Origin of the sequence: Streptomyces sp. NPDC085932, assembly GCF_044540525.1 — a bacterium.
GTDB lineage: Bacteria > Actinomycetota > Actinomycetes > Streptomycetales > Streptomycetaceae > Streptomyces > Streptomyces levis.
The window spans coordinates 686,261-707,698 of record NZ_JBITSJ010000004.1 but is presented as its reverse complement, the minus strand read 5'-3'; the positions used below and the strand labels follow the sequence as shown (position 1 = coordinate 707,698).

The window sequence follows — 21,438 nt, the reverse complement described above, 5'->3', positions numbered from 1 at the left end:
ATGGTGGGGTCGGGTGCAGACTTGAGGTTAACACTACCGGATCCAACAAACATTCCCCCTCTCGAAATCCGGCAACAGCGCGCTTTCAGATGTCACCGGCGGTCGCCAGCGGCAGCACGCTCGCGCCGTGCGCGTCGAGACTCAGCCGGTTGGCGGCCCAGTCGGCACCCGCCAGGGCCTCGACCTTGTCGGCGGTGTCCGCGTCGGCCAGCGCCATGACCGTGGGTCCGGCGCCGGAGATGACCGCGGGGACGCCGTCGCCCCGCAGCCGCTCCACCAGTGCGGCGCTCTCCGGCATGGCCGGGGCGCGGTACTCCTGGTGCAGACGGTCCTCGGTGGCGGGCAGCAGCAGCTCGGGACGCCGCGTCAGCGCCTCGACGAGCAGGGCGGCCCGGCCCGCGTTGGTGGCGGCGTCGACGTGCGGGACGGTGCGCGGGAGCAGGCCGCGCGCCGTCTCGGTCAGTACCGGCTTTCCGGGAACGAAAACCACCGGAACGATGGAATCGGCGGGGTCCATCCTGATCGCGCGGGCGGCGCCCCCCTCCATCCAGGAGAGCGTGAAACCGCCGAGGAGACACGCGGCGACATTGTCGGGGTGTCCCTCGATCTCCGTGGCGAGCTCCAGCAGCGCCGTGTCGTCGAGCCTGGCCTCGGCGCCTATGGTCACGGCGCGGGCGGCGACGATTCCGGCGCAGATGGCGGCCGAGGAGGAGCCCAGGCCACGGCCGTGCGGAATGCGGTTGGCACAGACGATCTCCAGGCCGCGGGGCTGTCCGCCCAGCAGGTCGAAGGCGGTGCGCAGGGACCGCACGAGAAGGTGCTGCTCGTCGCGCGGGAGCGTCTCGCTGCCCTCACCCGCGATGTCGATGTGCAGCCCGGAGTCGGCCACCCGGACGACCACGTCGTCGTACAAGCCCAGCGCGAGGCCGAGGGCGTCGAAACCCGGGCCGAGGTTGGCGCTGGTGGCGGGGACGCGCACCCGGACGGCGGCGGCGCGGAACGCTGGACCGGCCATCGCTCGATGACTCTCCTTGAGCTGCGTGATTGTCGAATGACGTTCGATGGACATTCGATGGCGTACGAGAACCCGGGGGGCCGCTGCCGGCCGGTGGGACCGGCCGCTGTCCCGGCCGCGGAGACGGCGCGGCACCGCGCTCCTGCGGAGGCATATGCGGCGGGCGGGTTCAGTACAGCCTATCGAAGGAAGGTTCTGTGGCGACATAGGGCGCACAGGAGGCGCACGATGCGTGTCGTAAGCCCCCTGTGCACCCCCCGTAGGGAATCTCCCCGGCCCGGCGCCGTCTTACGCCGGAACATGTCGGGCGTGACACCGGCGCTCGGAGCGTCGGCGCACGTCAGCCCCGGTCCGAGCGCCCTCAGGCGAGACCCAGGCGCTCCGCCGCCGCCGCCGCGTCGACGGGGACGGTGACCGGCTGCGGGGCACCGGCGACGGCCCAGTCGGGGTCCTTCAGCCCGTTGCCGGTGACCGTGCAGACGATGCGCTGACCCGGGTCGACCTTGCCCTGCTCGGCGGCCTTGAGCAGACCGGCGACGGACGCGGCGGACGCCGGCTCGACGAAGACGCCCTCCTGTGCGGCCAACAGCCGGTAGGCGCGCAGGATCTCACGGTCCGTCACCTCGTCGATGGCGCCGCCCGACTCGTCCCGCGCGGCGAGCGCGTACTGCCACGAGGCCGGGTTGCCGATGCGGATCGCGGTGGCGACGGTCGAGGGGTCCTTGACGACCTCGCCCCGCACGATGGGCGCGGAACCGGAAGCCTGGAACCCCCACATGCGCGGGGTCCTCGTGGCGGCGCCGTCGGCGGCGTACTCCCGGTAACCCTTCCAATAGGCCGTGATGTTGCCCGCGTTGCCCACCGGCAGGACGTGGATGTCGGGCGCGTCGCCGAGCATGTCCACGATCTCGAAGGCGGCCGTCTTCTGACCCTCGATGCGCACCGGGTTGACGGAGTTGACCAGCGCCACGGGGTAGTTGTCGCTCAGGCCGCGCGCGAGCGTGAGGCAGTCGTCGAAGTTGCCGTCGACCTGGAGGATCTTCGCGCCGTGGACGAGGGCCTGGCCCATCTTGCCGAGCGCGATCTTGCCCTGCGGCACCAGCACGGCGCAGACCATCCCGGCGCGCACGGCGTAGGCGGCGGCGGAGGCCGAGGTGTTGCCGGTGGAGGCGCAGATGACGGCCTGCGCGCCCTCCTCCTTGGCCCGCGTGATGGCCATGGTCATGCCGCGGTCCTTGAAGGAACCGGTGGGGTTCGCGCCCTCCACCTTGAGGTGGACCTCGCAGCCCGTGCGCTCGGAGAGCACCTGCGCGGGCACGAGCGGCGTGCCGCCCTCGCGGAGCGTCACGACCGGCGTGCTGTCGGATACCGGCAGCCGGTCCCGGTACTCCTCGATGATTCCGCGCCACTGGTGGGTCATTGCTGGTTACTCTCCTTCAACCCGCATGATGCTGGCGACACCACGCACGGTGTCGAGCTTGCGCAGCGCCTCGACGGTCCCGGTGAGGGCGGCGTCGGACGCGCGGTGCGTGACGACGACGAGGGACGCCTCGCCGTCCTTCCCCTGCTGGCGAACCGTATCGATCGAGACTCCGTGCTCGGCGAAGACGGTCGCGACCTGGGCGAGAACACCCGGTTTGTCGGCCACGTCGAGGCTGATGTGGTAGCGCGTGACGACGTCGCCCATCGGGGACACGGGGAGGGCGGCGTACGCGGACTCACCCGGTCCGGTCGCGCCGCCGATGCGGTTGCGGCAGACGGCGACGAGGTCGCCGAGCACGGCGGAGGCCGTGGGGGAACCGCCCGCTCCGGGGCCGTAGAACATGAGCTGCCCGGCGGCGTCGGACTCGACGAACACGGCGTTGTAGGCGCCGCGCACGGAGGCCAGCGGGTGGCTCAGCGGGATCATCGCCGGGTGCACGCGCGCGGTGACCGACGCCCCGTCCGCGGCCCGCTCGCAGATGGCGAGCAGCTTGATGGTGCAGCCCATCTCCTTCGCGGACGCGAAGTCCGCGGCGGTCACCTCGGTCATGCCCTCGCGGTAGACGTCGTCGAGGCGCACGCGCGTGTGGAAGGCGATCCCGGCGAGGATGGCGGCCTTCGCGGCGGCGTCGAAGCCCTCGACGTCGGCCGTCGGGTCCGCCTCGGCGTACCCCAGGGCGGTGGCCTCGTCGAGGGCCTCCTGGTACCCGGCGCCGGTGGAGTCCATCTTGTCGAGGATGAAGTTGGTCGTGCCGTTGACGATGCCCATCACCCGGTTGATCTTGTCGCCGGCGAGGGACTCGCGCAGCGGCCGGATCAGCGGGATGGCGCCGGCGACGGCGGCCTCGTAGTAGAGGTCCTTGCCGTGCTCCCCGGCGGCGGCGTGCAGCGCGGCGCCGTCCTGGGCGAGCAGCGCCTTGTTGGCGGAGACGACGGAGGCGCCGTGCTCGAAGGCGGTGGTGATGAGGGAGCGGGCCGGCTCGATGCCGCCGATCACCTCCACCACGACGTCGATGTCCCCGCGCTTGACCAGGGCGGTGGCGTCCGTGGTGACGAGCGCGGGGTCGATGCCCTCGCGTACCCGGTCGGGCCGGCGGACGGCGACACCGGCCAGCTCCACGGGGGCCCCGATCCGGGCCGTGAGGTCGTCGGCGTGCGTCGTCATGATGCGCGCCACCTCTGAGCCGACCACTCCACAGCCCAGCAGCGCCACCTTCAGCGGACGCGTACGCATCATCCGACCTCGTTTCCTCATTACCGTCTGCGGTGCAACCAGTCTCACCCACCGAACGGGACTTTCTGCCCAGAGTCCGGATCGTGAGACGTCTATTTCATTTGTACGGGGGTGGAAAACAGGAGATCTTCCACCCCACTGCCAGTCATGCGGCTCGTGGGGCCGCCGTGGGATCAGCCGACGTCCAGGCGCAGCAGGTCCTCCTCCGTCTCGCGGCGCACGATCACCCGGGCCTCGCCGTCGCGCACGGCGACGACCGGCGGCCGCAGCACGTGGTTGTAGTTGCTGGCCATGGACCGGCAGTAGGCGCCCGTCGCGGGCACGGCGATCAGGTCGCCCGGAGCAAGGTCGGCCGGCAGGAACGCGTCCTTGACCACGATGTCCCCGCTCTCGCAGTGCTTGCCGACGACCCGGGCGAGCATCGGCTCGGCGTCGGAGGTGCGCGAGACCAGGGCGACGCTGTACTCGGCGTCGTAGAGCGCGGTGCGGATGTTGTCCGACATGCCGCCGTCCACGGAGACGTAGGTGCGCAGCCCGTCGAGGGGCTTGATGGTGCCGACCTCGTAGAGCGTGAACGCGGTCGGCCCGACGATGGCCCGCCCCGGCTCGACGGAGATGCGGGGCGTGCGCAGCTTGGCGGACTCGCACTCCCGGGTGACGATCTCGGTGAGCGCCTTGGCGATCTCGTGCGGCTCGCGCGGGTCGTCGTCGCTCGTGTACGCGATGCCGAGCCCGCCGCCGAGGTCGATCTCGGGCAGCTCGACACCGTGCTCGTCGCGGATGTCCTTCAGCAGCCCGACCACCCGGTGCGCGGCGACCTCGAACCCGGACATGTCGAAGATCTGCGAGCCGATGTGGCTGTGGATGCCGACCAGCTCCAGACCGTCGAGCTGCAGCGCCCGCCGTACGGCCTCGGCGGCCTGCCCGCCGGCCAGCGGGATGCCGAACTTCTGGTCCTCGTGGGCGGTGGCGATGAACTCGTGCGTGTGCGCCTCGACGCCGACGGTGATGCGGATGAGCACCTTCTGCCGCTTGCCCAGGCCCTGCGCGATGTGCGCGACGCGCACGATCTCCTGGAACGAGTCGAGCACGATGTGCCCCACCCCGGCCTCGACGGCCCGGGTGATCTCGTCGACGGACTTGTTGTTGCCGTGGAAGGCGATGCGCTCGGCGGGCATGCCGGCGGACAGCGCGGTGGCCAGCTCACCACCGGAGCAGACGTCGACGTTCAGCCCCTCTTCGTGCAGCCAGCGCACCACGGCCCGGGACAGGAACGCCTTGCCGGCGTAGAACACGTCGGCGCCGGTCCCGAAGGCGGTGCGCCAGGCCCGCGCCCGGGCCCGGAAGTCGGCCTCGTCGAGGACGTACGCCGGAGTCCCGATCTCCTCGGCGAGCCGCGTGACGGGGATCCCGCCGACGGTGACGACACCGTCCTCGTCGCGCGTCACCGTCTCGGCCCACACCTTGGGGTCGAGCGCGTTGAGGTCGGCGGGCGGGGCGGAGTAGTGGCCCTCGGGCAGGACATCGGCGTGACGGGGCCCGGCGGGGTGTGCGGAACGGCTCATGATTCGTGTGCCTCTTCTTGGCTCTCAGAGGTGTTCGGGTGCGTCGATGCCGAGCAGGGACAGGCCGCCGGCCAGCACCGTCCCGGCGGCTTCGGCGAGAGCGAGCCGGGCACGGTGGGCGGCCGAGGGTTTCTCCTCACCGAGCGGCAGCACGGCCGGGAGCAGGGGCAGCGTGGCGTCGGCGACGGCGACGAGGTGCCGGGCCAGACGGTCGGGGGCGTCCTGGGCGGCGACGAGGATGCGGGGGTGGTCGCCGAGCAGGGCGAGCAGGGTGGTGGCGGCCGCTTCGCGCGCGGGGGCGGGGTCGGGCCCTTGGTCGAGCGCGGGGGCGGGGTGGGGCCCTTGATCGAGCGCGGGGGCGGGCTCGGGGCGGATGCCTGGGGTGGCCGCGTCACGTGGGAGGGCCACCGGGCCGGGCTCCGGGCGGAAGCCCAGGTCGGCGGCGTTGCGCAGCAGGGCCCGGGTGCGGGCGTGGGCGTACCGGACGCGGAAGAGGGGGTTGGTCTCCCGCTGGACGAGATGCTCCCGGGTGATGCGGGGGCGGTCGTGCGGGGCGGGGTGCAACAGGGCCCAGCGGCCGGCGTCCCGGCCGAGGGGGAGGGGGTCGGCGGGGGCGGGCAGGGGACGGACGGTGCGGTCGACGACGTCGACGTCGACGGGAGGGCGTGACTCTTGCGAGTCCTCGGTGCGGTCGGTGCAGTCGGTGCGGTCGATGCAGTCGATGCAGTCGGTGCCGTTGATGTCGTCGGTGCCGTCGAGACCGGGTGACTCTCGCGAGTCCTCGGTGTCGTCGATGTTGTCGCCGTCGGTACCGTCGTCGCCGTCGTCGCCGTCGCCGTCGACGAGACCGGGTGGCTCGGACAGATCGTCGGTGCCGACTCCGAGGACGGTCGTCCACTGCTGGGGGAGCTGCCCGTCGTGGTGGACGCGCACGACGTCGCCCTGGCTGCGCCGCAGGCGGGCGATGGCGTCGGCGAACACGACGGCACGGACCTCGGCCGGGCACCGCAGCCGGACGTGCGTCCCGCTGTACCTCGGGGCGTGGCCGTACCGCCGCCCGCGGCTGAGGATCTCCCCCACGAGGTCGGCGGTGGCGGTGCCCTCAAGGCTGAGGTTGAGGAAGCCGGGCCCGGTGACGACGACGTCACTCACGCCGTGCTGCTGGAGCAGCCGCACGCGGAGGATCTCGGCGACGTGCCGCGGCGGCCGCCCCGCCGCGCGGGCCAGCTGGAGGGCGATGTTGGTGGCGTAGTCGCCACACCCGCCGGGCCCGGGCGGAGCGACCACGACCCGCTCGGGCACGGTCACGCTCAGCTCACCCTCGTCCACAGCACGACGCACGGCGTGCAGCACGGTGCGGGAGAGCTCGACGGGGGTCACGGGCACCAGCGTATGGGAGGAGGGGGGTGGGTATGCGACCCGGTTTGGCGGACGGTCCGCGATGTGGACGCAGAGGGCGGGCATCCGGCGACAAAGGACTACGTGCGACTCCGTGCGCGCCCGACCGTGTCTACGGCACGGCCGGCTGATCCACGACCTGATCCACGACGGCGGCCGAGGCGCTGCCGGGTCCGAGAGAGTCATGCCCGAGGCGGCCGCCCTGGCCGGGGCTGTCGTGGCTGGGGCCGCCTCTGCCGAGGTTGCCGCTGCCGATAGGGCCGGGGCCGATGCCGTCATCGGCGTCGACGTCGACGTCGGGACCGTCCCCTCCCTGACTCCGACTCCGAGCTCGCTCGATCAACTGCCTCACCATGACAACAAGTTCGGCCGGCTCGAAGGGCTTGGCGAGGAAGGCATCGACGCCGACGTCGAGTCCGGCCTCGACCTCGTACTGCGTACACGCGCTGACGATGGCGAGGGGCACGTCCCGAGTGCGCGGATCGGCCCGCAGCCGACTGGCGGTCCTGAGCCCGTCCAGCCGCGGCATGGCCACGTCGAGGGTCACCGCATCGGGCCGCACCTGATGAACGACATCAAGACACTCGGCACCGTCGGCCGCGGTCACGACCTCCAGCCCCTCCAGCTCGAGGTTGACCCTGATCAGCTGCCGGATGACCTTGTTGTCGTCCACAACAAGCACCCGGCCCCACGCGCCTGGCACAACTCGAGAGTAGGTCGCCCCCGGCCATCGCGTCCGGGTTTTCCCCACTTCCACCCCGCACGAGCGCCCCGCACCACCGCCCCCGACAGCGGAAACCCGTTCATGACCACCCCGAGGGAGCTGGTAGTGTTCTACCCGTCGCCGCGAGCGAACAGCTCCCGCCCGACACGCCCCCGTAGCTCAGGGGATAGAGCAACGGCCTCCGGAGCCGTGTGCGCAGGTTCGAATCCTGCCGGGGGCACCCTGCATGAGGTGCCCAAAGACCCCGTCACCAGCGGAAACGCTGAGAGCGGGGTCTTCGCGTATGTGCAGGCGTACGCCGCTCTGAGCGGCCCTATGTCGGCGTCCGTGGACTATTCGTGGACAGGATCTTGGGACGTCTTCCCTGGTCAGCCCCGTAGTTTCGGCAGCGCCCCTCAGCCCGCGTCCGGCCATTGCTCCGGAGGCTTAGGCGGCTCCGGATCGTTCTGCCGCTCTGCCCGCCGCGCGTTCTCGTCCCGCAGGCTCGTCAGCCATGGCCACAGATCCGGTAGAGGCTGCGCTGGGCAGGCAAGACTGTGCTCGATACGGCACCGCTGGAACTGATCCGGCGGACACACTCCGTAGACCGTCACCCGCCCATCGGACAGTTCGATCCATCGGCGGTCCGCCGGCACCGTATGAGCCAGCGGACGCATGTCCGGCTCCAACAGCACCCAGTCATGCTCGAGCGTCGCCACTCGATCCCCCAGCAGCCCGCAGTACGGGCAGCGAGACTGCCCACCACCCAGCCGCCGCGGCTTCTCCTTCAAAACCCCCATACCGTGAGGGTCGCCAGCCCGTCGGTCCAGGCGTAGAGCGCGAACCGGTCGGAACCCCTGGGGCAACCGTCCGGCAGCGAGACGAGAGACGACGCGGCAGGTGCAGCCAGCAACCAACGGCCGACGACACACGGCCGAGATACGGCGAAGCCCTCCGGCCCATGGGGGCTGGAGGGCTAACGACCTACGCACATGATCACTCGTACTCGCGCAACAACTCCTCGATCTTGCGGTTGACGATCTCCTGCCGTCCGTCGATGCACTTGGCGTAGCGGCTCAGCAGAACCTCCACGCTGTTGCCCGCACGTTCGGCGACTTCCGTCGGGTCCACCCCGGAGTTAAGCCAGGTCGACAGTGCCGAGTGCCGGAGGTCATACGGGCGAGCCGCGAGCGGAGAGGCGACCGCGGCCGGCGAAAGCGCCAACACACGGGCCTCCTGCCAGACGCGGTAGTACGTCGAGGAGCCGACCACTCCTCCACGCTCATTGGCGAACAGCCGCCCGTCCTCGGCGGTGCCGAACGTGTCGAGGTGCTGCCGGAGGATGGCAACGAGCTGGGGCGGGATCGGTACGAGCCGGACCTCTTCCGCCGGGCGGTTCTTGAGGCCCCGGTCGTCATGAGTCTCGCCGGAGTCCGTCCACTGCTTTCCGACGCTGGGGCGCGTCCGGTTGAGCAGCACCGTCCCCCAGCCGGCCTCAGGCAGTTTCAGGTCCGCATCGGTGTGGCCGACGGCCTCAGCCGGACGCAAGGCGCCGTAGTACATGCAGGCGAACAGGCCGACGAGTCGGCGACCACGCGCCCGGCCGTACCCACCGACGTACGAGACCGCAGTCAGCAGGGAACGGGCCTGCGCGGGATTGGCGACCACCCGGGGATCGACTTCCCCGGCCACCTTCGGTTTCTTCCAGCGGATGCCCGTGATCGGGTTCTCTTTGAACTCCCCGAGGTCCACCGCGTAGTGCAGCGCATTGACGAGCGTTCGACGCTTGCGCCGGACGGTCTCCGCGGCTGCCGCCGTCCCGTCGAGCTTCAGCTTGAGCGAATCCAGGACGGCCCTGCCGATCGCGGCGTCACCGAGTTCCGAGAGCGGACGCGATGCCTTGGCCACCCAGTGCAAGGTGTTCGCGATCTCGGTCGGCAATTCGCGCTCGTCCGGTCCGGGAAGGACGAAGGCCCAGTTACGAAGTGCCCTCCTGATCATTTCCTCGGCAGGCTGCCCCGGACGCTCGTCGAGAAGAGCCATCGTCACGGCGGTTAGGGCCTCATTGATCCCGTTGCGCGTGTTCGGCGCCGCGTGCGGCCACTTCATGGCGAGGTACTTCAGAGCGAAGGCGTACCAGGTCATCGAGGCTGCCTTTTCGACCATCGAGTCGGGCAGCCCTGTCTCTGTGTCGAACTCTTCACCGGCATGAGCGGCGCGGAGCAACTTGGAGCGGTAGTGGTCCGCAAGCCCCTTGGTGCGGAACTGCTCGGAGAACACGTTCCCGGCAACAGTCCACCGGACGTCATAGGACGACTTTTTGGTGTTCCTCTTCCGAACACCCCACACCTTTACGTCGAGAGACTTCATGCCGCCGCCTCCAACTGCCGCAGCCAGGCGGTGAAGTCACTCCGCCACACCCGGAGCTCCCCGTTGGGCAGCTTGAACGCAGCGGGGCTCTGCCCCAGCTCGCGCCACCGGTAGAACGTCCGGCGAGAAACACCGCCCAGCTCATCCAGGACTTGGCGAACAGTCATCAGCTCATCGCGACGGTGGTTCATGTTGGTTCTCCTTCCGTTCCGGAGGCGGGTTCGAGGGTTTCGGCAAGCCAGGCTTCGGCGTCGGTAAGGCCGGTCCCGGCGTAGACCCAGTGCGCGAGGACGAGGGTCGTGTCCTGGTCGGTCTCGGCCGCTGCCAGGGCTTGTGCGCGGCGCCATTCGGCGCGGGCGTCGCGGAGGGCACCGAGGGTGGTGGAGTAGCGGCGGGACTTGGTGGAGAAGTGGCCGCGGAAACCGAGCGTGTGGGCCCAGGCGCGTAGGCGGAGGTGTTCGAGGTCCTTGCGGGCACCGAGGGTCCAGGCGGTGCGGATGAGCCGACGGGCGTGGTCGCTGATGTCGAGCTGGGCGAGTTCGGCGAGGAACCTCAGCGGCCGGTCCAGAGCTCCCGTCGCCGTCTCGGCGCCCTTGGTGGCGTACTTGGCGATGTAGGCGGCGACAGCCCGCTCGGTCAGCTCCCGGTCGCCGTCGAAGTCGGCCGAGCGGATGGTGCGGACGTCGAGCTGACGGCCGAAGGGGAAGGTGTGGGCGCGGCCGTCGATGACCGGGCCGTCCACGCGGGCGGCGGTGGCGGCGGCCCGGATGGCGTCGGTGAGCAGTTCGGCGGTGGCCCAGGCGGGAGGCGGAGTGTCGCCGCCTTCCGGGCCGTCGATGCGGATGACGGCGTGGAAGTGGACGGCTCCGCGTTTCTGGTACTCGGCGACCTTGGCGAAGGACACCCTGGCGTGCTCGCGGAAGGCCCGCTGAGTAAGTCCGGCGCGCTTGGCGACCTCCCGGCGCAGGTAGATGGAGAAGCGCCGCCACAGCGGACCGGCGTGCGCGTTCCAGAGCACGGCCGCTTCGTAGTCGTAGGTGTCCAGGTCGAGCGGGGTGCCGAGGGCGGGGTCGTCCTGGTCGTGGAGCGCGCCGCAGCGGCAGCGGCGGACCGAGCCGGCCGGGCCGGTGGGGCGGTTGTGGACCGGGCCGAAGCTCGGCGCGGTGAGGGTGGCGAAGACCCGCGGGTGAGTGGCGACGCGTTCGGGGACGCCCTTGCCGCCGCGCAGGCCGGAGGTGACCAGGTGGAAGGTGTCGCGGCGGTACACCTCGGCGCAGGCCGCGCACCGGGTGGTGCGGCGGTTGTTGCAGCGGACCAGGAGGTGACCGGCCGGGAGGGTGGATGAGTCGAGGTGGTGGAGGACGTTGCCGATCTCGCCGGTGCAGGTGTCGACGGCGTGCTCGGTGCGGTGGCCGTCGAGGCGGATCGGGTGCGTGCAGCCGCCGAGGCCGGCAAGCTGACGCAGGAGTGCGGGCATGGTGCCGAGGGCGGCCAGTTCGCCGAGTTCGCGGAGCGGGGGCGGAGTGGCGCGGGTGATGATGGCTTTCTCCTTCTGGTTCGGCTGGAGGGAGACGGCCCCGGGGCGGCGGATGCTTGGCGGTATCGAGGCCGCCCCGGGGGTCCGGTGCGTCAGCGGCGGTCCTGGTCGCGCAGCAGCGAGCGCAGGACCACTGCGGCGACGGCCACGGAGACGGCTGTGACGGCGACGGCGGCCAAGAGCGCGGTCAGCACGACTCCACCGACGAGGACGGCCGCGACCGCCCCGGTGGTGACGGAGATCTGAGGGACCGGCCGCCGCACGGGCACATGGTCGGCCACGGTGTGGGCGTGCGCGGGCGGCGGCGTCGGGCTGTCGGGGTACTTGGGCAGGAACATTGCGAAGCTCTCCTTATCTACTCGTCTAGTCATGTGAGCTGTTGACGATGTCCACGCTGGAGCGCGTGCCGGACTCGATGGCGGGGGCCAGGAAGGTGTCCGAGAGCCAGAAGCCGAAGAGGGCGATCAGAACGACGATCCACGTACGGACGCCGAGGAACTTGACCGCTCCCCAGGCGAAGAAGCCAAGGAGGACGACGAGCGGCAGGCTGACGGTCACGGTGTGCGGGTCCTTTCAGCGGACGGGGCAGCGGTGGGTACGGGCGGCCAGTTCGGCGGCGGCGCGGCTGTCGTAGTCGGCGGAGAAGCCGCAGCGCGGGGCCGTGCAGGCAGCGGTGTGCTTCTCCCGGCCGCGGCCGTCGTAGGACGTGCCGACCTGGACGGGGCCGATGCGGGTGACGGAGCGGAAGCGGCGGTTTGCGCTCACGTGGGTCTCCTCTCAGAGCTGGGCGGCGATGGCGTCGGCCATGGGTGGCGGGACGCCGAGGCGGGCGCGCAGGGTCGGGGGGTCGATGGCCGTTCCGGTGCGGGCGTGGTGCTCGGCGGCGACTTTGCGGGCGTGCTCGACCAGGGCGACCGGGACGGCGACCGGCGGCGGGGCCTGAGTCGGTACCGGCTCGGCTGCCGGAGGCACCGGGGGTTCCGATGCGGAATCGGGCGCGTCCTCCTGGTCCTCGATGCCCTCGGGCACCTCCTGGCCCACGGCGTCACTGGTCTCGTCGCGCACGGTTGGCGACGAGTGGACGAGGAGGGTTCCGCCGAGGAAGGCGACCGCGGGCCAGCCCGCGACGAGGATGCGGAGCCAGGCCGGCACGTGGTCCAGGTCGAGCAGCCCGGCGGTGGCGACGTTCGCGCCCAGGGACGCGGCGAGGGCGATCAGGAACCAGCACCACCCGGCCGCTTTCGCGTCGCCGGAGCGCAGTCGGCGCCAGGCGGCGACGAGCAGCAGGTCGACCGAGACGGGATAGGCCCACGCCTTCCACCCGTCCTGTCCGGCCGCGGAGGCGACGTCGTGGAGGTGGGCGAAGGACAGTGCGGCGGCGATGGCCGCTTGGACGAGCACCGCGTCGACGCGGGCCAGGTGGGCGCGCATGCTGCGGCTCCTTCCGGGTTCGGGCATGGGAGGGGTAGGGACATGGCGTGAGGCGGTCACGCCGGCCGGGGATGCGTACGGACGCGGGTCAGTCGGTCACCGGGTGGGGGCGCACGACCGGGTCCGGGGTTTCGACGGGTGGTCGTACGGGCACGTCGGGCCGGAAGGGCTTGAGCGCGGGCAGGTCGGGGACCAGGTGGGCCGACTCGCGGCAGGTCTCGGCGGCATCGCCGAGGGAGAGGTACGGCGTGCGGATGCGGGACCAGCCGCCGGAGGTGTCACCGGCCACGGCGAGGCCGGGCCGTTCGGGAGCGATGGCACAGGCGGCGGAGACCGCCTCGGGGGCGATGTCGCCGAGTGCCATCTTGGCGGAGGCTTCGTCGTTGACACGGTGACAGACCCGGCCGGTCAACTGGGCCCGCAGCATGGTCGCGCCCTTGCCCAGTTCGGCGCCGAAACGCTGGCCACAGACCTCCAAGTAGACGCCGGCGGCCCTGCCGAGCTGGGCGAGTCGGATGAGCTGGGTGACCATCTCGTCCCGGCGCTCCTCGTCCTTCTTCGTGGCGACGAGGAAGAGTTCCGCCACCTCGTCGACGAACAGCACGACGGGTACCGGGCGTTCACGCTCGGGCAGGCCCCAGATATCGGAGGTGATCTCCTCGTCCGGTGTGTTCGGCGCGATGCCCTGCCGAGCCTTGATGAGGTCGTACCGGTCCTCCATTTCCTTGATCAGCACGGGCAGCAGTTCGGCGGCCTGCTCCGGGTCGGTGGCGAGCGCCGACAGGCGCGGGGCGAAGGGCGCCAGTTCCACACCCCGCTTGCAGTCGATCCCGACCAGGGCGACGGGTTGGCGAGCGAGGCCGGCGACGAGGTGTCGCAGGTACATGGACTTGCCGGACAGCGTGGCGCCGAGGGTGAGTTGGTGCGGCACGGTGCGGTAGTCGCGTACGAACGGAGTGGCATCCTCGCGCAGCGCGACCGGCACCCGGAGAAGGTCCGGGTGGAGCTTGCGCGGCATGCGTACCCGCCGCAGCACGTCGAAGCCGACGAGCCGCAGTTCGACCACGCCCGGCTTGATCGTGGTCACGTAGACGGCGTGGACGCCCCAGGCGTGCCGCAGCCGTTCGGCGGAGGCGGCCACGTCGGCGGGTTCCTGTCCCGGGGCAAGCCGCAGGCGGACCCGCAGCCCCGTCGTGGTCGGCCGGATGATCCCCCGGCGCGGCGGTACGGGGCGGACCTCACGACGAGTGGTGGCCTTGACCGCCAGGACCCGCAGCCGGGAGGGGGCCACGGTCAGCCCGCACGCCTCCATGACGGAGCCGTAGGAGCTGAGCAGCCGGACCGTGGACACCGGTAAGCCGACCGTGGACCAGTAGACGCCGGGGTGTCGCGCCCGGGCGTAGGCGGCCCCACCGCCGAGCGCGGCGACGGGACCACCCACCTCCAGAAGCGTCGCCAGATCGGTCATCAGGCCGTGGCCCCCATGGCGGCCGGGAAGGCGGCCGGAGTGACGGAGGCGGCCCGGAAGGCGATGCCGTGTCGCTGCTGCCCGTTAAACACGCTCTCCCACGGCCGGGCGACCAGGCCCGGCAGGGAGACCGGGGCACCAAGGGCAAGCCCTTCCGACACCCCGCTCTCCGGAACGGTCACCTTGATCAGGGACGACTCCCCCTCCTCGATGTACACGACGCCGATGGTCATCAGCGCCTCACCGCTGACGGCGTCCTTCGCGATCTCGCCCGACTGCCGGTCGCGAACCTTGGGCTCGGGCGCCTCGGTCAGCAGGATCGTCGCGGCCGAGGTCTCCACACGGATGGTGCGCAAGGCTTCTTCCCATCTACTCGTCTAGACAAGGTGCATCCTTCGAACCCGGCGGCACCGGGAACGGGATCACCTTGCCACACAACTTGCCCACTCGTCTATACGAGTATGCGTGTCGGTGTGTACGAGTCCAGGGAAGGGCCCTCGCGCACCGCCGATCAGGTCGCCGGAAGCTGGTAGGAGAGGACGTACGCGTCCGCCGCCATCACCGTGTCGCAGACCTCCACGGCTCGTCCCGCAGTGTCGAAGGCGGTGCGGATCAGGTGGATCACCGGCACACCTGAGGCCAGTTGCAGCGTCTTCACCTCGGACGGTGAAGGCATCCGGGCCCGGATCTCCTCCTCGAAGTGGTCGAGCTGGTGGCCCAGTTCCTCGAGGCGGGCGTAAATGCCGCCGGGGCCCGGGTTGGGTTCGGCGATCTGCGTACCGCGGGCGATGTCGAGCGGGAGATACGACGTGGCGAGCTCGACCGGCCGGCCGTCGAGCAGGTACCGGCGACGCCGGGCGAGCACGCGCCGCACGGACCCGAGCCGGGTGGAGATGTCCTGGCTAGCCTTCTCCTCCTTCACCTCCAGACTGTCCACGGTGGGGTGACTGCCGGCGGCGTCGGCCTCCACGATGAACGCGGACTTCCCCTGCTCGCGATGACGCCGGGCGAACCGGTCGGAGGCGAGGCGGCGCACCGGAGGCCGGGGCCGGACGAAGACACCCCGGCCGTGCTCAGCGTGCACCAGGCCCTCGCCCTGGAGGATCGAGAAGGAGTTCCGGACCGTCATCCGGGAAACCCCGTAGTGCTCGACCAATTCAGCCTCGGAGGGCAGCTTCTCCCCCTCCTTGAATCGCCCACGGTCGATGGCCTCGCGCAGCTGATCGGCGATCTGCCGGAAGACCGCACGATCACTGGTCGGGTCGAGGCCGCCGAGGATGCTCGGTAGAGACGCCATGCGTACTCCTTTAGGTATCTAGACGAGTGGGCGAGTCTTGTTGCTACGGTGGAGAGCCTAGTCAGCCGAGAGGGCCGAGGAACGTGAGCACAGAACGCCCGCACTCCGTGAGCGTCGCCGGGGTCATAGTCGATGACCAAGGCCGGGCCCTCCTGATCAAGCGCCGCGACAACGGTCACTGGGAACCCCCGGGCGGAGTCCTCGAACGCGAGGAGACCATCCCCGAGGCCCTTCAGCGTGAAGTCCTCGAAGAGACCGGCATCAAGATCGAGCTTCCCGCGATCCTGACCGGTGTCTACAAGAACATGACGGGCCTGATCGTCTCCCTCGTCTTCCGCTGCCAGGCGGCCGACGGTACTCCCACCACGGGGGACGAGACCCATGCGTTGCGCTGGGCCACCCGTGAAGAAGTCATCGAACTCGCCGACGAGGCGTACGCGATCCGTGTGCTTGACGCACTCGACGCGGCGTCCCCGCCGGCCGTCCGCGCCCACGACGGCGTGAAACTCGTCTAGCCCGAACCCGCTGCACATGGCGGCCTACCAGCATGAAGGAACTTGTATGCACGAGTATACGAGTAGCGCCCGGGTCTGGGGGCTCAGTTGCCCAGGATTCCCGGAAGAGGTCAGCAGGGCCCGCCGCTGGACCCGCGACATCCTGCGGGGATCGCCGTTGGCCGAGGACGCCGAGCTGATCGTCAGCGAGCTGAGCGCGAACGCGATCCTCCACACGGCCAGCGGCCAGGCATCCGGCACCTTCCATCTGGCCCTCGCGGTCTCCCCGCAGGTCATCACCCTGTCCGTCACGGACGACGGAAGCACCGGCACGGCGCCGAAGGTGACGCACCAGGACCAAGAGGCGGAGCACGGCCGGGGCCTGGGCATGGTCAGCGCGCTCGCTCACCGGGTCGTCGTCCACAACAGCCATGGCGGTCACACGGTCACCGCGGAACTCTTCACCGAGGCCGGCCCGGCAGGAGGACACCCGTGCTAACGTCCGCTCCTTCCGCAGCGCTGAGCACAGGCAGTCGGCCCCTCCCCTACCGATGCCGAGCCGCCGCCTACCCGTTGACCGAGGTCTGTTCCATCCCCTTGGGATCACACGACGCCACGAGTCCACGCCTGGCACTGCGCTGGTTACGCGAGCGCACGCAGCACATCGCCGACCAGCTCGACGCCGCATACGCGCAGCCGGGCCTGCACTGGCTGACGGACGAGGCCGAGCACGAACGGGCCCTCGCCTACCTGACCAGCGGCACGGGGTACCAACTCACTCTCTACGACGAGAACACCCGCTACGTGCTGCTGGCCTACCCGACGGGAGCGACCCCATGAACGGGCCCACCCGCGGCTACTGGTGCGAATGCTGGACCGAGGAAGTCACCGGCACAGGAGGGCCGGCGCGTCTGGCATCGTTCGACGCGTACTCGGCACCCCAGGCAGACCGCTGGGTAGCCATCGCCCTCCGCACCATCTCACCGGCGCTCGACTCCGACGCGTCGGACGAAGCCTGGACGTGGCTGTACGAAGAGCGCACCGAGACCCGCAAAGCTCTAATGCGCTCCGAACCCTGCACGGTGACCATCACCCATGCCGACGTCCGCATCATCTGGACGATCCGGCCAGTGATCTTCCTGCCCCTCGCGCACCGGCTGGACGCCGAACTCCCAGCATGCGCACGAAGCTTCAAGCCCCACCACGCAGACTGAGTTACAACTTTCTCTACTGGTTCAAGGCGGCTCGCTCCGCTCCCCGCGCGCGGCCCGGCCCCCGGCCGGGCCTGCGCTCCTGTCTCCGCCCCGCTCCAGCCCGGCCGGCGCCCGTGCCGCGCTCTAAGCGTTCAGCCGCCTGATGCCAGAGAAGAGGCACGTCGTGGCTGGGGGCTCCGCGGCTTTAGCCACCTCCCCGGTCCGGGTCCCGCGTCGAGCAAGACCAGGGGGCCACTCGTGCACATTGCGGGCAGGTCCAAGACCTGCCCGAGTTGCCAACCAGCGTACGGCCCCCTGATCATGCTCGACCCCAGACCGGGCAGGCCACCGGCCAAACCCGCTCCGCCGACTCTCACCGTCAGTACACGAGGGTTGACTACTGCCGCTGCCGTTGCCAACCGATGCCCCTGGGGGCCATGGCTCCAGTCCTAGCTACCCCATACACCTGCACAGCCGCAGCCGACCTGCAACAATGTGGGCCGAAAAGATCATTCAAGGGGAAGGCCACAAAGTGGCGAAGCTCACGTTGCCGCAGCTTGAACGGCATCTCTTCGGGGCCGCGGACATCCTCCGCGGCAAGATGGATGCCTCAGATTTCAAAGAGTACATCTTTGGGATGCTGTTCCTGAAGCGGGCATCCGACCAGTTCGACGTAATCCGTGGGCAGCTGATCGATAAGTGGGTGGGGCAAGGGAAACCTCGGCAAGAGGCTGAGCGGATGGCCGAAGCTCCTAATTTCTACAGGGGTGAAAGTTTCTACGTCCCCGAGAAGGCCCGCTGGCAGTACATCAAGGATAACTCTCGCAAGAGTGGCGTCGGCAGTCTACTCAACAAGGCGCTGCACGAGCTGGAGCTGGCCAACTCTGCCGCGCTTGAAGGGGTTCTTGAGCACATCGACTTCATGCGCAAGGTCGGCCAGTCGACTATCCCTGATAAGCGTCTGCAGCAGCTCATTGATCACTTCGACCGATATCGGCTGCGCAATGATGACTTCGAGTTCCCCGACCTGCTCGGTGCCGCATACGAGTATTTGATCGGTGAGTTCGCTGACTCGGCGGGCAAGAAGGGCGGGGAGTTCTACACTCCACGTGGCGTTGTCCGGATGATGGTTCGCCTGGTCAAGCCGGAGCCCGGGATGCGTGTCTACGATCCGTGCTCGGGCTCGGGCGGCATGCTGATCCACGCCAAGGAATACATCGAGGAGCGCGGCCAGGATCACCGGGATTTGACCCTGGCTGGTCAGGAGTACAACGGCGGTACCTGGGCTGTATCGAAAATGAACATGATTCTCCACGGCGTCCTCAACGCCAGCCTGGAGAATGACGACAGCCTTGCCAACCCCCTCCACAAGGAGGGCGGCGAACTGATGCGCTTCCACCGGGTACTGACCAATCCGCCATTCTCCCAGAACTACTCCCTCGACGGGATGGAGCATCCCGAGCGGTTCACCTATGGCTTCGCACCGCAGACCGGGAAGAAGGCGGACCTAATGTTCGCCCAACACGTGCTCACCGTGCTGACCCCCGATGGCCTAGGCGCCACGGTCATGCCGCACGGAGTCCTGTTCCGCGGTGGCAAGGAGAAGGAGATCCGTGAGGGCATCATTAAGGACGACCGGCTGGAAGCGGTCATCGGCTTGGCGCCCAACCTCTTCTACGGCACTGGCATCCCCGCCTGTGTCCTGATCCTGCGAGGCACGGAGTCGCGGCCGAAGGAACAGCGCGGCAAGGTACTGTTCATCAACGCCGACCGCGAGTTCACCGCCGGCCGAGCGCAGAACTACCTCGACCCGCAGCACGCCGAGAAGATCGTCTCAGCTTACCGGGAGTACCGCGATATCCCCGGATTCGCCCGCGTCGTGGACATTGCTGAGCTACGAGAGAACGACTTCAACCTCAACATTCGACGTTACGTCGATACCACCCCGCTGCCCGAACCCCAGGACGTTCGCGCCCACCTGCACGGTGGCATCCCCAAGGCAGAGGTGCACGCAAAGGCCAACCTTTTCGAAGCGTTCAACATTGACCCCGCAACGCTGTTTGCCCAGCGGAATGCCGACTACTACGACTTCCTCCCCGAGGGCTGGCAGCGGACTGCCGAACGTCTTCCGGAGCTCGCCAAGCCCGCAGAGGTACAGCTACACGAGGCGTTCTCCAACTGGTGGGGACGGCACAGCAAGCACCTGGTCGAGCTGCCCGACTCCCACATGGTGATGGAAATCCGCGCCGAACTGCTGGATTCGTTCGTCACCGAGCTGCAGCCACTGGGCATGCTGGACCGATTCGAGCTGGCCGGCGTGGTGGCAGCCTGGTGGGGCGAGACGCAGTACGACATCAAAACTCTCGCCCAGCGCAGCTTCGAGGGTGTGGTCGAAGGTTGGATTACCACAATCGAGTCGGCGTTCACGCTGGACGAGGAGGAGTCCGCGTACTGGGACAAGCAGAAGATTGCCGTCGAAAAACGCAAGGCTCGTGACCATCGCGTCGTCCCAGCACTCATTCCAGACTATGTGACCGAGCTGGAGGAGGCCGATGGCCGGTATACCGAACTGAACGCCCAGTATAAGGCGGCCACGGCCAAATCCGATGAGGATGATGAGGAGGAGGCTGAGGAGCCGTCGGGGGCACAGTTGTCGGCCGATGAGCTCAAAAGACTCAAAGCTGATGTTGCTGCCGCCCGCAGGAAGGTCAGCAGGCTGGAAGGTGACTTCATGCCCCGGCTGCGTATGGCAGCCCTGAGCCTGGACGCCGACCAGCGCTGCGACCTAGTCCTCAGTGTTCTTCGCAACCAGCTCGCCACCCGCCTTAACTTCCGCATGGCCGCCACTCGCCGCCTTTTGGAAACGGCCTTCCGTACCTGGGGAGACAAATACGCCGTCACTCTGCGCCAGCTGGAAGACCGGCGTGAAACTGCAGCCAAGCAGATGGAGTCCTACCTGAAGGAGCTGGGGTATGAATAATCTTCCCGAAGGATGGCGACGGGTATCGCTGCGAGAAATCACAGTCGAGCGAATTAGCAAGGTTGGCAGCCTGCACCAAGCGCCCGTTCTCTCTTCGACGAAGCATCACGGCCTTGTCCCTTCAGATGAATACTTCAAAGGACGAAAAATCTATAGTGAAGACATCTCGAACTACAAGGTCGTACACAAGAGCTGGTTCGCGTATGCAACCAACCACCTGGCCGAAGGATCAATCGGCCTCCAGGAATCCTTCGAAATTGCATGCGTAAGTCCAATCTATACGGTTTTTTCTTGCACTGAAGGAATTATTCCCCGATACCTGTTCCGGGTGTTGAAATCACCCGAACTGATCACCGCCTACGGGGTGCATGAGCAAGCTTCCGTCGATAGGCGTGGAGCAGTGCGCTATCACGACTTCGGGCGAATTACAGTTAATCTCCCACCTAAAGAGGAGCAGCTACGAATCGTAAGCATTCTCGACACTCTCGATGACTTGACAGAGGCCACGAAGGCACACATTCAAGGGCTTCAGCGTGTAAAGACTGGGATCTTTAACGAACTGCTTCCGTGGTCTCCAGGGGATGCTGCTCCTGCAAGTTGGAGCCTATCGAGCTTCGAGTCCCTAACGTCGGCACCGATTTGCTACGGAATTGTCCAGGCTGGTCCACATCACCCAGGCGGTGTGCCTGTTGCCATGATTAGAAATTTGGAATCTGGACTTACCGGTGATCTACACAGGACCAACCCCAGCATCGATGCCGGGTATTCTCGCAGCAGAGTCCGGGAAAATGATGTCCTAGTATCAATCAAGGGGACCATCGGCCGAGTTGCCGTAACCCCAAAGGGCTTTACGGGGAATATCAGCAGGGATGTGGCTCGGCTGCGACCTGGAAAACGAGTATCATCGAGTTTTCTGGCGTGGCTGCTTGCAACCCAAGCAGGTCAAAATCTTCTTTCGCAAGCTATCGTTGGAACAACTCGCGCAGAAGTATCTATTGGCGCTCTGCAGAAGCTGGAAATCCCGATGCCGACACTATCGGAACAGCGCCGAATCACGTCAATCGCCAAAGCGATCGAACACCGTATTGAAACGGAAGAGGATCTCGCCGAAAAAATGATTACTCTCAGGCAGGGGCTCACAAAGGACTTGTTGACCGGACAGGTGCGGGCCTCAGAGGCGGAAACCATGCTGGAAGATATTTAAAAGGTGGGCCTTGAGTTAGTGTCTGGCTGGCTCCACACTAGGGGAATTTGTGGGGCATTCTGCAATT

Annotated in this window: 23 protein-coding genes and 1 tRNA gene; 7 read left to right on the top strand and 17 right to left on the bottom strand. The window is 68.3% G+C overall.

Annotated features, from left to right (window positions below):
• Positions 1-85 precede the first annotated feature (85 nt).
• The 6 genes from thrB to ACIGAQ_RS23545 all read right to left on the bottom strand — a co-directional run bounded on the left by thrB (position 86) and on the right by ACIGAQ_RS23545 (position 7,397).
• Positions 86-1,015, bottom strand: coding sequence for a homoserine kinase (thrB, locus tag ACIGAQ_RS23570; RefSeq protein ID WP_311679374.1), 930 nt, complete (start codon positions 1,013-1,015; stop codon positions 86-88).
• Between the two features lie 361 nt (positions 1,016-1,376).
• The gene (gene thrC / locus ACIGAQ_RS23565; protein ID WP_399785721.1) at positions 1,377-2,435 is read right to left on the bottom strand and encodes a threonine synthase; all 1,059 of its coding nucleotides are present in this window, start codon (positions 2,433-2,435) and stop codon (positions 1,377-1,379) included.
• 6 nt (positions 2,436-2,441) lie between these two features.
• Complete coding sequence (locus ACIGAQ_RS23560) at positions 2,442-3,734, bottom strand: homoserine dehydrogenase (RefSeq protein WP_311679376.1); 1,293 nt, start codon at positions 3,732-3,734, stop codon at positions 2,442-2,444.
• A 170-nt stretch (positions 3,735-3,904) separates the two neighbouring features.
• A complete protein-coding gene (gene lysA, locus ACIGAQ_RS23555; RefSeq protein WP_362278625.1) occupies positions 3,905-5,296 on the bottom strand; it encodes a diaminopimelate decarboxylase in 1,392 nt (463 codons plus the stop codon).
• Positions 5,297-5,320: 24 nt separating this feature from the next.
• Positions 5,321-6,676 carry an ArgS-related anticodon-binding protein NrtL gene (nrtL, locus tag ACIGAQ_RS23550; protein ID WP_399785718.1) on the bottom strand — a complete coding sequence of 452 codons (1,356 nt, stop codon included), beginning with the start codon at positions 6,674-6,676 and terminating at the stop codon, positions 5,321-5,323.
• Positions 6,677-6,806: 130 nt separating this feature from the next.
• Positions 6,807-7,397, bottom strand: a complete 591-nt coding sequence (locus tag ACIGAQ_RS23545; RefSeq protein WP_399785715.1) for a response regulator — start codon at positions 7,395-7,397, stop codon at positions 6,807-6,809.
• Positions 7,398-7,566: 169 nt separating this feature from the next.
• Here ACIGAQ_RS23545 and ACIGAQ_RS23540 point away from each other — a divergent pair.
• A tRNA-Arg gene (locus ACIGAQ_RS23540) sits at positions 7,567-7,638 on the top strand.
• 175 nt (positions 7,639-7,813) lie between these two features.
• On the opposite strand, the gene ACIGAQ_RS23535 is transcribed toward ACIGAQ_RS23540, so the two are convergent.
• The 11 genes from ACIGAQ_RS23535 to ACIGAQ_RS23485 all read right to left on the bottom strand — a co-directional run bounded on the left by ACIGAQ_RS23535 (position 7,814) and on the right by ACIGAQ_RS23485 (position 15,500).
• Positions 7,814-8,197, bottom strand: coding sequence for a DUF6083 domain-containing protein (locus ACIGAQ_RS23535; RefSeq protein ID WP_399785712.1), 384 nt, complete (start codon positions 8,195-8,197; stop codon positions 7,814-7,816).
• 196 nt (positions 8,198-8,393) lie between these two features.
• Complete coding sequence (locus ACIGAQ_RS23530) at positions 8,394-9,767, bottom strand: tyrosine-type recombinase/integrase (protein WP_399785709.1); 1,374 nt, start codon at positions 9,765-9,767, stop codon at positions 8,394-8,396.
• Positions 9,764-9,958, bottom strand: a complete 195-nt coding sequence (locus tag ACIGAQ_RS23525) for a helix-turn-helix transcriptional regulator (protein ID WP_399785706.1) — start codon at positions 9,956-9,958, stop codon at positions 9,764-9,766. The genes ACIGAQ_RS23530 and ACIGAQ_RS23525 overlap by 4 nt, the downstream gene beginning before the upstream one ends.
• Positions 9,955-11,244, bottom strand: coding sequence for a replication initiator (locus ACIGAQ_RS23520; protein WP_399785704.1), 1,290 nt, complete (start codon positions 11,242-11,244; stop codon positions 9,955-9,957). Before ACIGAQ_RS23520 ends, ACIGAQ_RS23525 begins: the two co-directional genes overlap by 4 nt.
• 152 nt (positions 11,245-11,396) lie before the next feature.
• A complete protein-coding gene (locus ACIGAQ_RS23515; RefSeq protein ID WP_399785702.1) occupies positions 11,397-11,642 on the bottom strand; it encodes a SpdD protein in 246 nt (81 codons plus the stop codon).
• Between the two features lie 25 nt (positions 11,643-11,667).
• A complete protein-coding gene (locus ACIGAQ_RS23510) occupies positions 11,668-11,862 on the bottom strand; it encodes a hypothetical protein (protein WP_399785700.1) in 195 nt (64 codons plus the stop codon).
• 15 nt (positions 11,863-11,877) lie between these two features.
• Positions 11,878-12,069 (bottom strand): mobile element transfer protein, encoded by a 192-nt coding sequence (locus ACIGAQ_RS23505; protein WP_004986816.1) that lies wholly within the window; start codon positions 12,067-12,069, stop codon positions 11,878-11,880.
• 12 nt (positions 12,070-12,081) lie between these two features.
• Positions 12,082-12,735, bottom strand: a complete 654-nt coding sequence (locus ACIGAQ_RS23500) for a DUF2637 domain-containing protein (RefSeq protein WP_399785698.1) — start codon at positions 12,733-12,735, stop codon at positions 12,082-12,084.
• Positions 12,736-12,823: 88 nt separating this feature from the next.
• Positions 12,824-14,203: an FtsK/SpoIIIE domain-containing protein gene (locus tag ACIGAQ_RS23495; RefSeq protein WP_399785696.1), complete on the bottom strand. Its 1,380-nt coding sequence runs from the start codon at positions 14,201-14,203 to the stop codon at positions 12,824-12,826.
• A complete protein-coding gene (locus ACIGAQ_RS23490; protein WP_399785694.1) occupies positions 14,203-14,559 on the bottom strand; it encodes a hypothetical protein in 357 nt (118 codons plus the stop codon). Before ACIGAQ_RS23490 ends, ACIGAQ_RS23495 begins: the two co-directional genes overlap by 1 nt.
• A gap of 155 nt (positions 14,560-14,714) precedes the next feature.
• A complete protein-coding gene (locus ACIGAQ_RS23485) occupies positions 14,715-15,500 on the bottom strand; it encodes a GntR family transcriptional regulator (protein WP_399785691.1) in 786 nt (261 codons plus the stop codon).
• Positions 15,501-15,607: 107 nt separating this feature from the next.
• Here ACIGAQ_RS23485 and ACIGAQ_RS23480 point away from each other — a divergent pair, with 107 nt between their 5' ends.
• The 6 genes from ACIGAQ_RS23480 (at position 15,608) to ACIGAQ_RS23455 (ending at position 21,371) form a co-directional block, all read left to right on the top strand.
• On the top strand, positions 15,608-16,015 hold the full coding sequence (locus ACIGAQ_RS23480; protein WP_191888743.1) for an NUDIX hydrolase: 408 nt from the start codon (positions 15,608-15,610) through the stop codon (positions 16,013-16,015).
• A 46-nt stretch (positions 16,016-16,061) separates the two neighbouring features.
• A complete protein-coding gene (locus ACIGAQ_RS23475; RefSeq protein WP_399785688.1) occupies positions 16,062-16,493 on the top strand; it encodes an ATP-binding protein in 432 nt (143 codons plus the stop codon).
• A gap of 98 nt (positions 16,494-16,591) precedes the next feature.
• Complete coding sequence (locus tag ACIGAQ_RS23470) at positions 16,592-16,834, top strand: hypothetical protein (RefSeq protein WP_399785685.1); 243 nt, start codon at positions 16,592-16,594, stop codon at positions 16,832-16,834.
• The gene (locus tag ACIGAQ_RS23465) at positions 16,831-17,208 is read left to right on the top strand and encodes a hypothetical protein (protein ID WP_399785683.1); all 378 of its coding nucleotides are present in this window, start codon (positions 16,831-16,833) and stop codon (positions 17,206-17,208) included. The genes ACIGAQ_RS23470 and ACIGAQ_RS23465 overlap by 4 nt, the downstream gene beginning before the upstream one ends.
• A gap of 511 nt (positions 17,209-17,719) precedes the next feature.
• A complete protein-coding gene (locus ACIGAQ_RS23460; protein WP_399785680.1) occupies positions 17,720-20,167 on the top strand; it encodes an N-6 DNA methylase in 2,448 nt (815 codons plus the stop codon).
• The gene (locus ACIGAQ_RS23455) at positions 20,160-21,371 is read left to right on the top strand and encodes a restriction endonuclease subunit S (protein WP_399785677.1); all 1,212 of its coding nucleotides are present in this window, start codon (positions 20,160-20,162) and stop codon (positions 21,369-21,371) included. The genes ACIGAQ_RS23460 and ACIGAQ_RS23455 overlap by 8 nt, the downstream gene beginning before the upstream one ends.
• Positions 21,372-21,438: the final 67 nt, after the last annotated feature.